We start from the raw sequence: 15,887 nt of genomic DNA on the forward strand, positions 1-15,887 counted from the left end.
TTCAAGGCTGAGACTGAGTCTAACTTTGCCGACATCCTCGCTGACGAAGCCTTCCACAAGGAACTCCTAGACAACGGTGAAGAACTCGACGAATAACATCTCTTTCTAACACTTTCTAAATAAGAGGGGCTACTCCTAATATTAAGGAGTAGCCTCTCTCGTTTTATTGAAGACTACCATTTTGAACGTGCACAGCGACTGACAAAGTCCTGCTCACACTGCTTCATAGACGAACAGAAAGCATCGAAGTCTTGATAGTTGGATGGAATACCTAGACCTACTTTCACGATTTGCCCTCTATGGGTACACTCCATTTCTGTCTTGATCTTAAGGATTTTCGGCTCCTTTGCCTCATGGGGATGAGGGTAAAGTAGCAAACCTGTATTCGAGCAGAATCTATACATGTAGGTAATCGTTTTATAATAGATAGAGGTTGCCTTGTCTTCACCATACTCATCCGCTTCATCAAGAGGAATGTACTTAGCATCAGCCACGATCTTCTTATCCAAGGACAGAAAATCTGGTATAATCTGCTGACAGCCCTCGAAGAGATAAAAACTCTTTCTCTTTCCCTTCAAGTAGTGGTTATACTCCTCGGATAGTATAAGAGCTAAGTATTCCTCCCACAGCCATGCAGCATCAATCAGTACCCCATACACCTCATCGTCCTCTTGTCCATATTTCAGCTCTTCATAGCGAAGTATCTGGAGACATAGCCTCTGCAACGGCAAGTACTCGCTATAGTAGGGATGTACCATCGGTCGTAGGTTCTTGTTGATGATGGAGCTTCGCTGAGCAGGGAGATAGGAGGAGGTAACAGCGCATATCTGGGAGACCGCCTCTTGAGTGCCAAGATCCCCATTCAGTAGACTACAATTCCTATAACTCTTGATAAATTCTATAGTGTGACGAATCAGCTGTGTCATCTCATTGTCATAGCTGTGCTCACGAGTTGAGTAGGCGACTTGACCATTAAATGGCTCATTGTACCTGATATGCCGATTAAGATCAATGCTCCCTTTCATATGCGCATCATTACACTTCCTCTGCACATACTTCTTATAGACACCTTGGCTAAGGGCTTTCTTCAGGTATTGTGGGAACATATATATCAGAAAGTCAAAGACTGCATCTTCGTCTATCGCATGAGATAGATTAAACAGATTAATCCGAGCGACTCTCTGAAGCATGTAGTGCAAGAAGAAGTCCTCCACTCCGCCTTTGGCAAATCGAGAGTGAATAGACAGATGCGTTTTATTCCTACCGATGAAGCCAACGATACTATTGGTAAAGAGCTTGCTCCCATCTGCGCTAATGGCACACACTTCCTTCCTCGCTAAATCTCTATCATAGCTATCGAAGGAGTCGGGGAAAACGAGGAGATTCGGATAGTCCTCTATTGTAATGTCTTCGATCCTTACCCCTGCGATGACTTCTAAATCTCGGCGCTCATCAGGACTGATGGGAGCCTGGCTATAATCGTAGGTAATCACTACTGGGGATCATTGTATGCGGCGTGTAGCCGCTCTATCTTCTCTTCTATGTGAGAGGTCCCTCTTAAGTACTCGTACAGCAGCCCCTTCAGATGATACTCCCACAAGTCATCGAAGTTACCATACATCATATACTTGAGGAAGTACGAAGCTCCAATTTGATAGGCTTTCGTCAGTCCGATCCTATCTTTGCTCGCTGTCGGGGTTGATTCCTGATCAGGATACTGATCGATGACGCAGTTATTAAGGTTCGTCATCCTTCTCTTCAGTTCTTCGATCACGCTTTGCTCAGGCTTCCTGCCACCCCAAGCCGTCTCATCATCCAGCATAGAGATCCGACTTTCTGCCGTGATTTCTTTCCACGCAAATCTTCTACGCAGAGCAAAGTCCATACTATCGACGCTCCTATCGATGTCGTTCATGGTACCGATGATATACACGTTCTCAGGGACATAGAAGCCTTCATAGAATTCGTCATCCTCCTTGACCAAGTTCTGATACTGGGTGTTTACTCGTCCCTTCTTTCCCCTATACCCTCGGTCAATGGAGTGAAATAGTTCCCCAAAGATCTTGGAGATCTCACCTCGATTGATTTCATCGATGATGAAGACATAAGGGTGTGAGCTATCTGCATGAAGAGCCTCCTTGCAGAACTTTTTGAAGACACCATCCATCCGCTGAAAACCTAAGCTATCCCCTCGACTCAGCGGACGCAAACCTTCCACGAAGTCAGTGTAATCGTAGGAGGGATGAAACTGCACGATCTTGTATTCTGCCCCCATCTCATTAGCCACTTCTTTAGCTAAGTAGGTCTTACCCGTCCCAGGGGCTCCCGTAAGCACGACGTTGTGATTAGCCAAAAGTAGCTTCTTGGTATTTTCCACTTCCCTATCCATTTCTTCTAAGATTCTAATACTTTCCTTGATGCCAAACTCTCTAGCGAACTGATTGAAGGCCACCCAATTTTTCTGAATATAGTCATCGACTTTCCTGACTAACCTCTCACAAGTATAAGTGGAGGCTTCTGCTTTAGGTATTTGCAACCAAGTTTCCTTCTGTATCTTTCTCTTTGCCTCTGTATCACATTTACATTTGTATGGAGGTTTTTCATTACAATCAAAGTGAATTTCAAAGCCACTGCCAGTAAGTGCCACCACTGCCAGAAACACTCTTTTATAACATTCGTTGTAATGTATCTCTTCTTTAGGATACACTTGCCCCCAATGATATTCACCATACTCGTTTGCTTGATTCGTAGGCTTTCTTATGATATTAGTATGGTATCCGAGTTCCTTTAGCCCGTCCATGATATCCCCAAGCTTATTATACACTGCTTTCAGCTCGTCGTATACCTCTGGCACATCCTTCTGGTTCTTACGTGCATACTGGGCGATCAAGTCAAAGTCTGATTCGTTGAATAAACCTGCCATTCTTATGTTATTATTACGATAATGATACACCAACTGATCACAAAGATAAGACCTTATATCTACTTAGAACAAATTATTATTGCCTCTAAACTAGAGGCTCCAAACCAAGGCTGACGCATGAAATCACTATAGTGCGAAGGCAAGGTCGTCAAGGAGCATACGCCGAAGATAGAAGTATCCGTGTCCTAGGAGTAGAGATCCCCAGCATATACCTCCTACCTAGGAGGGATGAGTATACACGTGTGTACACAATAGTATACCCACGTGTACACAACTGTATACACGCGTGTACACTACCTCGCTCTAAGTATATCCTCTGTTGGGCTCGCTTGTATGTCTATTCCTTGGGGATAATACCTAGGATCTCTAGTGATGGGCTAAGGCTCCCTGGGATATGAAATAATACCCCTGAAGATCCAAAGGCTGGAGTGTGCGAGCGAGATCATGCGTCGGTCCTGGCTCCAAACTAGAGTTTAAGAGCAAATAAAATTCTTTACCTTGAGTCGATAGACATTCGACTCTTATGCCACTCATGTAAAGAGTTTCAGTTAGTGGGGTGAACCTACTTACTCATCCTCCACCTATCATCACCTACCCTAAGGCCTGCGATATTTGTGCATGTGAAAGGTTTTTCGTTACTTTGCACCGCAAAAGCGCAATAAGGTTCCTTGGCCGAGTGGTTAGGCACCGGTCTGCAAAACCGTTTACGGCGGTTCGATTCCGCCAGGAACCTCAGATGAAGCTCCGAAGTCCTTTCATTAGGACTTTGGAGCTTTCCTTTTATGGAATGGGAGGAAGTAAGGTCAGAGACAGCATCAATATAAGGCTTTTACCCACCCTTTATCTTAGCGGTGAGTATTCACACAAGATCTTTAGAACAATATGGAGCATAAAGCTATGGAGTATGACCTCTCTCGCTTCTTAGAGGCGCAGGAGCTCGGCTATCCGATCGCCAGAGAAGAGTTAATCTCGGGGCAAAAGCGCAGTCATTGGATGTGGTATATTTTTCCTCAGCTAAGGGGGGTAGGATCTAGTGCAATATCTCAGTTTTACGGTATCACCTCTTTAGAAGAGGCAAGGGAATATCTCGCCCACCCCCTTCTAGGTCAAAGGCTACGAGAGCTCACGCTGATACTGCTGGGCTTAGAGGAGTGCCAGGCAGAGCAGATATTTGGAGAGATAGATGCACTCAAGTTCTTTTCCTCCCTAACACTCTTCGATATAGCAGAGCCCTGCGGAGTCTTTTCAAGGCTCTTAGATAAGTTCTTTGATGGCCGGAGGGACCCGAGGACAGAGGAGATACTCAGAGTGCTATAGAGAGGATTTAAGCAGGCCAACTATCCTTGCCTTAAGATACTAGCCATTGGTATGCTTAGAATGCCATAGCGGGCATTTAAGAGGAGATTGTGCCTTGCCTTCAATACTAGCCATTGAAGTGCTTAGAATGCCCTAGCAGGCATTTAAGAGGCTACTATTATCCACCTTTACAGATGCCTGCAAGACAGAATCCCTAGAATGTGCAGGAAGCATTCAAGTAGGTGCATGCACCTATCTTAGAGTTCCGAACTAGGCAACCTCAAGAATACCAGAGAAGGCTTTTAGCCAGCTACATATTACACCACTCTTGTGTATACCTAGTAGCCAAGCCTCTCAAGACTCCATAGAAAACACATCTAGCCTAGCCACGGGTGATGCTGGGAAATCATCTTTGCCTATCTACCCGCTAATCATTCGCCAAGCCTTACACCTTTCTTCCCTAGTCTGCGATCCAAGTGCCTCAACTGATGACTCTAGAAGACAGCATATATCAGGCACAGACTGCTAGCAGCACAGGAAAGGACATACAACAAATGCGCTCCTAAGCGGTAGGAGCGCATTCCACAAAAGATATACACGAAAAGATATAGTGATTCGGGGGGCTAGCCCAAAGTGGGGGCTAGCCCTTGCGACCATAGTCAGCGGGGATCTCTCCCCAACTGACTGTATCCCACTTGTAGATGGGGGTCGTATAGGCATGGGTATTCAGCCAATTCTCTGCTCGATGAATCAGATCGAAGAGGGGCTCTGACTGCTCATTACGGGGAAGGAGGGTCTTGCATCGCTTCTTCTTGACCCACGTGAGGGCAATCTGGCTATCCGAATAGATGACAAGCCCCTTGAGCTGGCGCTGTTCCACTAGTGCTAAGGCATGGACGATAGCGAGGAACTCCCCGATGTTGTTTGTCCCTAGGGGGAAAGGGCCCATCTCGAAGAGCGTGGTACGAGAGGGCAAGTAAAGCCCTCGATACTCCATCACCCCAGGATTGCCAGCGCAGGCTGCATCTACGACGATCGCCTCGGGTATTGGGGTCGAGGTCGTACTCTGCATCTCCTCGGGCACACTATGCCTGCGAGCAAAGGCATAGGCGCCATCCTCATAGGCACGCAGTGCCTCTTGCTCGCTACCGAAGGCCTTAAACTTAGGATTCGAATAGCCCGTGATCTGCGCTTGGCATTCACTCCAGCTCTCATAGACCCCGGGCTCATGTCCAGCCCAGACGACATACCACTTCTGCTTCTTCGATACCATCCTAGTCCTTGGCTTGGCTAAGGCGATGACACAGCTCCCGAACTCCCTCACTAGCCCCCTTCTGTATCTGGATTAGGTCGGGGCGGTAGCTGCTGTGTACGGGCTTGGGATCAATGAGGTAAACGGGACAACTCGGTGGAGTATAGGCTAGGAGGCCTGCCGCAGGATAGACCTCGAGCGAAGTCCCGATCACGACAAAGAGATCAGCTCGCTCTGTGGCCTCGATGGCAGGAATCATATTCGGCACCTCCTCACCGAACCACACGATGAAGGGACGTAGCTGAGTCCCATCAGGAGCTAGGTCGCCCAACTGGAGGTCGGGCGCACCTGGCTCTACTGGATAGGTGGTATAGGGGTCACGTACCGAGCGGTTCTTCATCAGCTCTCCATGTAGGTGGATGACCTGACTGCTACCTGCTCGCTCGTGTAGATCATCCACGTTCTGCGTGATGATGGTGACCCGATAGCGATCCTCTAGCTCTGCTAGTAGGCGATGTCCCTCATTGGGCTCAGCGCCGACGAACTCCCGTCTACGCTGGGAGTAGAAGTCAAGCACCCGCTGGGGATCTCGTGCCCACCCCTCGACAGAGGCGACCTCCTCGGGGGAGGCGCCTGCCCAGAGTCCATCACTATCTCTGAAGGTGGAGAGTCCGCTCTCGGCACTCATCCCAGCTCCCGAGAGTACGACTAGATGTGGCTTAGAGGAGTCCATATTGCTTGTTACTTAGGGTCAGAGACGAGGGTAAGCTCATCGATCAGTCTGCGAGCACCACCCACCTCGTCGATGATGAGTAGGATATAGCGTATATCGCAGATGATGCTGCGCTGGTAGTCGGGCAGGTAGTTGATGTCACCTGCTACGCCCTCCCAGTTACGGTCGAAGTTGATCCCGATGAGATGCCCATACTTGTTGAAGACGGGGCTACCTGAGTTCCCGCCCGTTGTATGGGTCGTAGCGCAGAAGTTCACAGGCATCACATAGCTGCCGTCGGCCTTCTTTATTGCCCAGCGCTTATTCTCTCCATAGAGCTTCTGCTGGTAGACCTCCTTGAGGCGACTAGGCACGGCGAACTCCCAGGACTTGGGGTTCTCCTTCTGCATCACTCCTTCAAGGGTCGTAGGCACGTGGTACTCGACTCCATCTGCGGGGCTGTAGCCCTTGATCTCTCCGAAGGTGAAGCGGAGGGTGCTATTGGCATCGGGCCAAGCATCCTCTAGTCCATTCGCTGTACCCTGTGCCTTGTTCGCTAGACCATATCCCTCGAGGTAGTCACGGCGAGCACGATCGATCCTCGTGTCATAGGGGCGAAGGGCTTCCCTGAGTTCCTGGAGCTTTCCTCGCACAGAGGTGGCAAAGACTGCTAGTGGATCTTCGGCCAGAGCCTTCTTTTGCTCCTCTTCGCTGAGCTTAGCGAAGCGAGCATAGCCCTCCTCGGAGGTGAAGGCAGATTGGGTAAATAGCGCATTGACATAGGCCTCTAGTGTCCCATACTTCTGCAGTCCATCGGCCAGAGCCTGTGGCCAGTCCTTACGATCGACCTGAGCGGTGTACTCTGTGAGGACGGCTAGGGCAATCTTGGCATCTACTGAGGGCGAATAGTCCTCATTGCAGTAGGACTTGAAGTACTTACTCAGTGCTGCTGCCTGTAGGTCAAGCCCTGGAGCTCTCGTAGCCTCGATGGCTTGGTAGATCCCTTCGTCTAGGTACCATAGCTGGCGACGCATATTGGCTCGCTCCTCTATGGAGCGGTCGATGTCTCGTATAGCTCCCGTGTATCGCTCTCTCGCCTTCTTGTCCGTCTGACGCTGTGCCCAGTCCTGCACATAGGACTGTAGGCGCTCGGCAGGAGCGGTGAAGCCTAGACGGCTAATCCCCCAGTTGGCGCCGATAGCACGCTTATGTCCATTCTGTGAGCGGGCATACTTAGCAGCATACATGATGTTGATCTTCGGGTCTGCGAGCATCTCACGGAGCATCACCTCCTGACGGATCCCACGCATGCGGATGCGGATATCGTTGTCGATCTCACGCCACTCCTTGATCTCGCTGGGCAGTGCATAGTGGTTCGTACGACCGGGGAAGCCCATGATCAGAGCGAAGTCCCCCTTCTCTACACCTGAGGTAGAGATGTTGAACCAACGCTTGGGGCGTAGGGGGATGTTGTGCTCCGAGTAGGGTGCGGGATTGCCATTGGCATCGGCGTAGATACGGAAGATGGAGAAGTCCCCCGTATGACGTGGGTACCGCCAGTTGTCCGTATCAGCTCCGAACTTCCCGATGGCGCTCGGGGGTGCGCCCACGAAGCGAATATCCGAATAGACCTTCTTGACGAAGAGCAGGTACTTGTTCCCGTTGTAGAAGGGCTTGATCTCAAGTTCTATACCTGCCTGCCCCTTGGCATAGATGGAGGCATACTTGCGCTGGGCTAGACCATTGAGGTACTTGGGAGAGAGGAACTCCATGCCCGTTCCCTTCTTTACCTTCTTCAGTTCGCTCAAGACATAGGGGGTCACATCCTCAATACGATCGATGAAGGTAACGACGACCCCCTTGGCAGGAAGCTCCTCGGCGAAGCTCTTTGCCCAGTAGCCCTGCTCGAGGTAGTTGTGCTCCACGCTGCTGAGCTGCTGGATAGCATCGTAGCCGCAGTGGTGGTTGGTCAGGACAAGTCCCTGCGAGGAGATGATCTCTCCCGTACAGCCCCCATCGAAGCTCACGACGGCATCCTTGAGCGAGGTGCCGTTGGGGTTGTAGAGGTCATACTCCTTGAGCTGAATCCCCCGAGAGACGAGGGTGGGATACTTCTTAGCGAGCTGCTCCATGAGCCACATCCCCTCATCAGCCTGAGCACCGAGGGTAAGGCCACAAGCAGCGAGTAGGGTAAAGATTGTCTTGCGCATATGTCTTGGAATAGTGGTATATGAGTTAGTAGAGTCCATACTTTCCTCTACAAACATACGAAAAAGCAGTGATTTCGACACCGCTAGAGCCCGATCTTACGGGGGCTCATCCACCCATATAGCTAGAGCATCAGCCACCTCCATTCACCGAGTCCTTCATCTCCCATAACGAAGCCCCAGAGCCGACACATGATCACTCCTAGTATCCCCCACTCTTCCACTCCCTTGGCATAGCACTTCATGGCCAAGGAAGCCCCAGCAGTGTCTCTGGTGCTCCTAGATGCTAGCCCCGAGGAAGAGACATACCAAAGAGCTCTACTGGGGACATACTGAGAGCGAGGTAGTGTACACGCGTGTATACACTTGTGTACACGTGGGTATACTACTGTGTACACACGTGTATACTTTTCCCTCCTAGGTAGCAGGTATATACTTGGTAAATAAACACCTAGAGTACAGAGGCTTCTATCTTGAGTGCATGTCCCTCGATGACTTGATCCTCGACCTCTAATGATTTCCTACTTCTATCTTCGGTGTATGCTCCTCGATCACTTGATCCTTTGCTTCTAATGATTCCATACTCAGCCCTGAATGAAGATCGTAAGCAGGGGGATATAAGGAGAGCGAAGACTGGGTAGAGCCAATGGCCTCAAAACAGCCTCTCCACCTTCCTCTTTATCGGACATTCCGAGAGAGTGATAGAGGACATTCCGATAAGGGAGGATAGGACATATAATATTCGCCCCCGCCACCTTGACATAGGTGACGGGGGCGAACATACCGAGTCCCCTCTGAGGGGTCATTATAGGTCTTGGGAAGGGCTAGCGAAAAGCCTGCGACATCACACTCACAGCAGGCAAAGCGACGGGACAGTTATCCCCTAGGGACGTGTATTAGTTAGCCCTACCCATGAGCTGGATCACCACATACTCGCTCTGCGTGCCTATGCGGTACTTACCACCCCAGATCCCGATACCACTACTCACATAGTACTGCGTCCTGCCTCGGCGATGATAGCCGTGTGACTGCTCGTACATCCTATCGACAATGAGATTGATGGGGAAGACTTGCCCTCGGTGCGTATGTCCCGAGAGCTGGAAGTCAATCCCAGCCTGCTGAGCCCGCTCTAGGTGGTGGGGCTGGTGATCAAGGAGTAGAATAGGCTTCGAGCGATCAAGGCCTGCCGTGAGTTGGGCTAGGCTCTTACGCTGGGGATTGGTCTCATCGTCTCGCCCGATGATATAGAGCTGATCTCCGAGGGTCGCTACGGAGTCACAGAGGAGCTGTACCTTGGTCTGGGCAAGGAATTGTCGGCGGTGAGCCTCACCACCTAGGTACTCATGGTTTCCGAGGCAGGCATAGATAGGCGCCTCAATACGATTTAGCTCCTCCGCCATACCATCCTCTAGGACAGGGCGCACGTCACCATCCACGATGTCGCCTGCTATTAGGACGAGGTCTGGGCGTTCACTATTGATGAGATCGACCCAGCGACTTAGCTCCTCCCGCCCGATCGTATAGCCGAGGTGTAGGTCACTGAGCCCTATGATCTTCAGTGGGCGTGCTAGGGGCTTATCGAGCTGGATCGTTAGAGGCACTCGCACCTTCGAGTGATAGACAGAGCTTCCCCAGGCAAAGACTCCCACCATAACGAGGGCAACACAGCCTACGAGTGGCCAGCTCGGCACGAGCCACGGACGGAGCTGTGGCACGAGACGGAGCAGATCTATGGCGAGGAAGATCATCACTAGATAGAGGAGGTAAAAGACCCAACTCGTCGCCACTGGATAGCCGAAGCGAGTAAGAGCGACAGAGAGCTGAGCACGGAAGACGAAGCTCAGCACTACGAGGACAAAGAGCGCAAGCCAGCCAAGGCCTATGACCCAGCGCCAAATAAGAGGAAGGGGAGCGAGGTTTGCCAAATGCCACCCCGTGTAACCGACACCTGCTAGTAGGAGAAGCAGGGCGATGAGTATCATACTGATCATTACAAACTATTTACACTATAGGGATGTAACCATCGCTATCCAAGAATGTTCCACTATACAAATAGGGCAAGGATCACCGAGTGAGGGGTCGACGAAAGTGCGTACCTTTGGGACACAACTAAGTATTTAGGTGGGGTGTAGGGACATTCCCCTCCCCTAGCCCAAGAAACAAATCCTATGGATAGCTTTGTAGCCCTAGACTTCGAGACAGCGAACCGCGAGCGGAGCAGCGTATGCAGTATCGGGCTTGTCTTCGTAGAGGACAGGCACATCGTCGATCATTACTACCGCTTGATCCGTCCCCTACCCGACTTCTACAGCTACTACAATACCGCAGTGCATGGGCTTACAGCATCGGACACAGCCACAGCCTCTACCTTCCCCGAGGTGTGGCGGGAGATCCATCCCCGCCTAGGTGATCTACCCATCGTAGCCCATAACAGTAGCTTCGACGAAGGATGTCTGCGTGCTGTCCTCGCCGCCTATGGTCTCCCCTTGCACACCAATCCCTTCTACTGCACCTGCCGTCAGTCCCGTCGCCTATTCCCCGAGCTCCCCAACCACCGCCTAGAGACGGTCTCCCAGCGTGTCGGCTATCATCTGGCTGATCACCACCACGCTCTAGCCGATGCAGAGGCCTGCGCCTACATCGCCCTAGAGGTCTTCCGAGACCTACCCTAAAGAGCCAAGAGGGGAAGCCAAGGAAGGGAGGGGACTACCTACAGATAGCAGTTCGCCCCCGAGTAGTCTTAGGCACTACTCGGGGGCGAACTGCTTTTATCAGTATGCTAAGGCCTAACCGATACTCCTAATAAATAGGGGTGAGGTAGGTAGCATATCATGGTAGATACGACCTAATAGGAGAGGTCTAGTGCCACGGGGAAGAGACGCTGAGGATCAAAGAAGGTTGTACAGCTCTCGGCCATCACCTTCCAGCTCAGGGTGGGCTGGGCAGAGTACACCTCTCGGCCATTGATCAATATGCGTACGGGCTTAGAGAGGTCCACAAGCTCGGGGCTGAGGTAGACACGGATCTTACCCGAGGTCGCCGGGGTGAAGGTCTTCTCATAGCGCATAGGGAAGCCCCACTGAGGACTATTCTCCACTGAGGTGTAGGTGACAGAGGAGATCTTGAGGTTGATCGTATTGCCCGCGATCTCCTCATCATAGAAGAATCGCTCTATATCCTCTGGGGTCTCGAGGGGCTGGAGGTTATAGAATCCCTGACGATAGACACCATCGACTGGGTAGTCCTCCCAGCGCACACTCTTAGGATGGGGAGTACGCTTATGCTGAGCTAGCCAAGGTGTAGTAGGCTCGTAAGGGATGCCGTGACCAGAGCCTGAAATGAGCTGGATGAAGTGCTTGTAGTAGCCCGGGTATCGTGCCTGCTGTGCCTCGAAGGCGTCCTTGGTGATCTGAGTCAGTCGATCTCGGTGGAACATGTTATCCTTCGATCCCGTACGTAGGGAGAAGGCGATGTGCTGGCAGTTCTCCACAGGGGCATTGATGAGGGGTTCGCCACCTGCCATAGGCCCTGCCCCCGCTAGATAGTCAGCATAGTACGAAGCGAGACGCTGTGAGCCATACCCGCCCTCGGAGATCCCAAAGAAGTAAATACGTAGGGGATCAACCTCGTCAGATAGGAGGGCTAGGCGCAGAAGCTTCTCCCAAGCATGGAGCTTGGAGCGCTGCCACCAGCGATAGAGCTGACCCTCATTGGGGATCTGGGGAACGAAGTAGATCGAGGGGCCGTCCTTGAACTGACCAGCGAAGCGGCGCCCGTTTTCCCATTCAGGCCCCTTATCTCCCGATCCATGTAGGTAGAGGAAGAGGGGATAGCCAGCAGAGGGACGTGCGCCCTTATACCCATAATAGAAAGGCATCCGTGCGGGGAAAGACTGCCCACCATCCTCTTCATTGGGGAGGTTCCAGACATGGCTGCGCATCGTCTCGGAGATGAGGGCTAGAGCTGGGAGCTTCTCCTCACTAAAGGCCTTGTTAGACTCACGCCAGAGCTGCCACATCGCATTGCGGTATGCCTCTAGCTCGGAGAGCTTGAGCTTATGCTCGGGTGCTACGGGTTCAGGGGAAGAAACTTCGGCGAGAGAGCCAGCGAAGAAGGTACGGGTAGCCTCACTTAGCTTAGCTGGAAGCTTCGCCATAGGCTTAAGCTTCTGTGGGGCTGGCTTAGGAGGTGCGGGAGGAGTAGGAGAAGCATTCGAGGGGGTACAGCCGACCATCACGAAGAGGCAGGCTAGCAGAAACAGCGATTTCTTCATCACGGAGTAAGTCAGTGAATAATTTATGATAGCGTTATGTGAATACTACGTAGATAGTGAGTGCAAAGATAGTACGTAATACGTCAGCACACAGCATATTGCCCCTACTAAGTGTACCATCTAGGCACAGGAGAGAGCCTCAGAGGGAGGTATATAGAGCTAGGGCAGTGCCTCAGAGCTAGATAGTTTTCTTATCTTTGTGTGCGATCGGAGGGTAGCTCTAACGTTGATCATGGTGCTAGAGCATTATCATCCCTCTGAGATATTGGCTATGCATATTAGAGCACTCTATCAGCGACTCACATCATCCCCACAGAGTCTATATCGACCTCTACAGACCCTCATGATGGCACTCTGTGTCCTCATGGGATGGGTAGGGACAGCCTCGGCACAGGACCCCTCCGTACTGATGCGTATCCCCTCCATGCTCAGTCCTTCGGCCAAGATCTCCTTCATCGCCGCTGCACCCAGTGACGATGAGATCTATACCGTCTATGGACACGCAGGACTACGAGTACAGGATGCTCAGCAGGGGTTAGATGTGGTCTTCAACTATGGGATCTTCGACTTCTCCGAGGACTTCCTCCTGCGCTACGTGCAGGGCAAGACCGACTACATCGTGCTCCCCATGCCCACGGAGGCATATCGAGAGTCCTACGCAGGCAGAGAGCTCCGTGAGGTCATCCTCGCCACTACGAGCGGACAGCGTAGCCGCATGTGGGCTCTCCTACTGAAGAATATCCAACCCGATAATAGAGTCTACCGCTACAATGCCTTTCGCAATAACTGTAGCACACGTCCCCTAGACCTTTACTTCGAGACCCTATCCCTCCCCCCCGACCTACAGGGGACGCTGGATATGGTAGCCCTGCACTTCGACGATCAGAACAGCCACTATCTACGGCCGACTACCTGGCGTCAGGTCATCAATGCTCTAGAGGCCGGCTCTCCGTGGCTCGTGCTGGGTACCGACCTAGCTATGGGCTCTGAGCTAGACCAGACGATGCACCCCCTAGAGCGTCTCTTCATCCCTACAGATGCCGCAGAGATCCTCGCTACATCCTCCTATGGACGTATGGGAGCAACTGACACCGTGTGGCTCAAGCCCTGCGAGCAGTACATCAAGACTGAGGGCGCACCTGCGACCCCTCGCGGAGGCTTCAACTTCACACACCCACTCATTGCCTTCAGTCTACTACTCATCCTCTGTCTGACGATCTATGCACTGCGTGCACGTGGGTGGAAGATCTATGGTATCCTAGAGTTCTTGATCTACTTGGTAGCCGGGTTAGGCGGATGCCTACTCTTCTACATCTCCTTCTTCTCGGAGCACCCTATGGTCTTCCCGAACTGGAACCTCCTTGCCCTCCATCCAGGTTACCTCGTGCTGGCTGTACTCATGCCCTTCGGTAGCCGTACGATGAAGGTACGTCGTATCATCTCGATGGTTCTACTCATCCCCTTGGTGGCCTTCCCCATCGTCGCCCTAAGTGTCGGACAGGTAATCAACCCAAGCGTCTATCTGATCGCAGTGTCACTCTTCGTCCTCGGTCTAGGGCGTGCAGGGTGGTTCCCTTCATTCCTTATGCCCCTACCTACCCTGCCATGAGTGTGATGAAGAATCCCCTACCCCAGAGGAGTGTACGTCTACTACTGACCTCACTACTGGCTCTCGTAGCTCTGCAGCAGCCTGCACTAGCGACGGAGCTACCTCGGCTGGTAGTCTACATCACCATAGAAGATCTGCGGGGAGACTACCTCGAGGAGCTTCGTCCGTACCTCTCCTCTCAGGGTCTGCAGAGGATGATGAGTGAGGGTAAGCTCTATCGTCAGGTCAGTTTCCCTCTAGCGGAGATCAACCGAGCCTCTGCCACGGCGACGCTCCACACCGCATCCTATCCATACGTACATGGCCTAGAGCGTCCCTCACTCTGGGTACCCTCACAGAGTCGCTGGGAGAGTGTCTTCACAGACCCCAGCGTCCTAGGGAACTATACTCGAGATACCTATTCTCCTAAGAACCTACTCGTACACACCCTAGGCGATCGCCTAAGAGAGGCCTCGGCAGGCTCCTCAATCGTCTACTCCATAGCCTCAGACGCCGAGGTGGCGATAGCCTCAGGAGGGTGGTTCGCCAATGGAGCCTTTTGGCTGGACAGCAAGATAGGCTCATGGGCTACCTCCACACACTACGAGGAGATGCCCAAGTTCCTAGAGGCCTACAACCGCTCCAATGAAGGCCCTAACAAGCGTCTAGTCTCAGGGCAGGTGGTGTGGAGTCCTCTACAGACCTATACCCCTAAGAGTGGCCGACAATGGTCAGACTGGGGGAAGGGCTTCTCCTATCGCTACCAAGGCCATCAGGTCGCAGACTTCAAGCGCAGTGCACTAGCCAACGAGGAGGTCACTGCCCTAGCCCTACGCCTCATCGACCAAGGGGGCTATGCCGAGAGCCGAAGCACAGGGATGCTCTCCCTCTCCTATAGCCTAGATGTCGCCCCACGTGATGCCCTCACCTCAGAGCTCACCGTAGAGGAGTTGGATGCCTATGTACGCCTAGATCGTAATGTGCAGGCCATCCTCTCGGAGCTAGATAAGAAGTTCGGCCAAGGCAATTACCTCGTCGCCCTAGCAGGTACTGGCTATACCCACTATCGTCGCCCTCGTATCAAGGGCGCAGAGGCACGCTACGGACGCTTCAGCACCAAGAAGGGCGCTGCCCTACTTAACCTATACCTCTCTGCCATACACGGACAGGGAAGTTGGGTCGAGCGACTAGCAGATGGACGAATCTACCTCAACAAGAAGCTCATCGAGAGCAAGAAGATGCGCCTATCCGACCTACAGGAGCAGTCCGCAGCCTTCATCGAGGAGATGCAAGGTATCGGATATGCCGTAGCAGGCCATCACCTCATCGCCCAGTCCTCCCTGAGCGACCTCGGCATCGCCCTAAGACGATCCGTCCACAACAAGTATCTAGCTGATGTCTACTGGTCCCTCATCCCAGGCTGGGAGGTAGAGGAGACAGCAGACAACCCCCACCTATGGCTTCACTCTACAGCCATAGCATCCCCCTGCATCCTCTTCGGAGCAGGCATTGACCCCAAGACCTTTACCTACCCTATCCTTACGGCACCTGATGTCGCTAAGGCTATCTCCTACGTACTGCGCATTCGTCCACCAAATGCAGCCCAGTAGCTCGCAGGGTACTTCCCCGAGCATAG

General features: G+C 52.2%; 11 protein-coding genes and 1 tRNA gene. 5 read left to right on the forward strand and 7 right to left on the reverse strand.

What is annotated here, in order from left to right:
* Nucleotides 1-173: 173 nt before the first annotated feature.
* Together QZ554_RS02755 and QZ554_RS02760 are read right to left on the reverse strand one after the other, a co-directional pair.
* Nucleotides 174-1,493 (reverse strand): hypothetical protein, encoded by a 1,320-nt coding sequence (locus QZ554_RS02755; RefSeq protein ID WP_297194187.1) that lies wholly within the window; start codon nucleotides 1,491-1,493, stop codon nucleotides 174-176.
* Nucleotides 1,493-2,923 (reverse strand): AAA family ATPase, encoded by a 1,431-nt coding sequence (locus tag QZ554_RS02760; RefSeq protein ID WP_297194188.1) that lies wholly within the window; start codon nucleotides 2,921-2,923, stop codon nucleotides 1,493-1,495. The genes QZ554_RS02755 and QZ554_RS02760 overlap by 1 nt, the downstream gene beginning before the upstream one ends.
* Nucleotides 2,924-3,585: 662 nt before the next feature.
* Here QZ554_RS02760 and QZ554_RS02765 point away from each other — a divergent pair.
* Nucleotides 3,586-3,656: transfer RNA gene (locus QZ554_RS02765), tRNA-Cys, on the forward strand.
* A gap of 149 nt (nucleotides 3,657-3,805) precedes the next feature.
* Nucleotides 3,806-4,240, forward strand: coding sequence for a DUF1810 domain-containing protein (locus QZ554_RS02770; RefSeq protein ID WP_297194190.1), 435 nt, complete (start codon nucleotides 3,806-3,808; stop codon nucleotides 4,238-4,240).
* 619 nt (nucleotides 4,241-4,859) lie between these two features.
* On the opposite strand, the gene QZ554_RS02775 is transcribed toward QZ554_RS02770, so the two are convergent.
* The 4 genes from QZ554_RS02775 to QZ554_RS02790 form a co-directional block, all read right to left on the reverse strand.
* Complete coding sequence (locus tag QZ554_RS02775; RefSeq protein ID WP_297194192.1) at nucleotides 4,860-5,492, reverse strand: ribonuclease H family protein; 633 nt, start codon at nucleotides 5,490-5,492, stop codon at nucleotides 4,860-4,862.
* Nucleotide 5,493: 1 nt separating this feature from the next.
* Nucleotides 5,494-6,204, reverse strand: coding sequence for an NAD-dependent deacylase (locus QZ554_RS02780; protein WP_297194194.1), 711 nt, complete (start codon nucleotides 6,202-6,204; stop codon nucleotides 5,494-5,496).
* Nucleotides 6,205-6,212: 8 nt separating this feature from the next.
* On the reverse strand, nucleotides 6,213-8,393 hold the full coding sequence (locus tag QZ554_RS02785) for a S46 family peptidase (protein ID WP_297194196.1): 2,181 nt from the start codon (nucleotides 8,391-8,393) through the stop codon (nucleotides 6,213-6,215).
* Between the two features lie 893 nt (nucleotides 8,394-9,286).
* On the reverse strand, nucleotides 9,287-10,381 hold the full coding sequence (locus QZ554_RS02790; protein WP_297194198.1) for a metallophosphoesterase: 1,095 nt from the start codon (nucleotides 10,379-10,381) through the stop codon (nucleotides 9,287-9,289).
* Nucleotides 10,382-10,558: 177 nt separating this feature from the next.
* Here QZ554_RS02790 and QZ554_RS02795 point away from each other — a divergent pair, with 177 nt between their 5' ends.
* Nucleotides 10,559-11,062, forward strand: a complete 504-nt coding sequence (locus tag QZ554_RS02795) for a 3'-5' exonuclease (protein ID WP_297194200.1) — start codon at nucleotides 10,559-10,561, stop codon at nucleotides 11,060-11,062.
* 173 nt (nucleotides 11,063-11,235) lie between these two features.
* On the opposite strand, the gene QZ554_RS02800 is transcribed toward QZ554_RS02795, so the two are convergent.
* Nucleotides 11,236-12,663: a hypothetical protein gene (locus tag QZ554_RS02800; RefSeq protein ID WP_297194202.1), complete on the reverse strand. Its 1,428-nt coding sequence runs from the start codon at nucleotides 12,661-12,663 to the stop codon at nucleotides 11,236-11,238.
* Nucleotides 12,664-12,934: 271 nt separating this feature from the next.
* Here QZ554_RS02800 and QZ554_RS02805 point away from each other — a divergent pair, with 271 nt between their 5' ends.
* Together QZ554_RS02805 and QZ554_RS02810 are read left to right on the forward strand one after the other, a co-directional pair.
* Complete coding sequence (locus tag QZ554_RS02805; protein WP_297194205.1) at nucleotides 12,935-14,272, forward strand: DUF4105 domain-containing protein; 1,338 nt, start codon at nucleotides 12,935-12,937, stop codon at nucleotides 14,270-14,272.
* Between the two features lie 5 nt (nucleotides 14,273-14,277).
* A complete protein-coding gene (locus QZ554_RS02810; RefSeq protein ID WP_297194207.1) occupies nucleotides 14,278-15,861 on the forward strand; it encodes an alkaline phosphatase family protein in 1,584 nt (527 codons plus the stop codon).
* Nucleotides 15,862-15,887 lie beyond the last annotated feature (26 nt).

It is taken from the genome of uncultured Porphyromonas sp., from assembly GCF_915070105.1.
GTDB lineage: Bacteria > Bacteroidota > Bacteroidia > Bacteroidales > Porphyromonadaceae > Porphyromonas.

Bases quoted from the DNA above. Each gene is read 5' to 3' on its own strand.
- QZ554_RS02760 (WP_297194188.1), bottom strand. From the start codon at position 2,923: ATGGCAGGTTTATTCAACGAATCAGACTTTGACTTGATCGCCCAGTAT.
- QZ554_RS02770 (WP_297194190.1), top strand. From the start codon at position 3,806: ATGGAGCATAAAGCTATGGAGTATGACCTCTCTCGCTTCTTAGAGGCG.
- QZ554_RS02775 (WP_297194192.1), bottom strand. From the start codon at position 5,492: ATGGTATCGAAGAAGCAGAAGTGGTATGTCGTCTGGGCTGGACATGAG.
- QZ554_RS02780 (WP_297194194.1), bottom strand. From the start codon at position 6,204: ATGGACTCCTCTAAGCCACATCTAGTCGTACTCTCGGGAGCTGGGATG.
- QZ554_RS02785 (WP_297194196.1), bottom strand. From the start codon at position 8,393: ATGCGCAAGACAATCTTTACCCTACTCGCTGCTTGTGGCCTTACCCTC.
- QZ554_RS02790 (WP_297194198.1), bottom strand. From the start codon at position 10,381: ATGATCAGTATGATACTCATCGCCCTGCTTCTCCTACTAGCAGGTGTC.
- QZ554_RS02795 (WP_297194200.1), top strand. From the start codon at position 10,559: ATGGATAGCTTTGTAGCCCTAGACTTCGAGACAGCGAACCGCGAGCGG.
- QZ554_RS02800 (WP_297194202.1), bottom strand. From the start codon at position 12,663: ATGAAGAAATCGCTGTTTCTGCTAGCCTGCCTCTTCGTGATGGTCGGC.
- QZ554_RS02805 (WP_297194205.1), top strand. From the start codon at position 12,935: ATGCATATTAGAGCACTCTATCAGCGACTCACATCATCCCCACAGAGT.
- QZ554_RS02810 (WP_297194207.1), top strand. From the start codon at position 14,278: ATGAAGAATCCCCTACCCCAGAGGAGTGTACGTCTACTACTGACCTCA.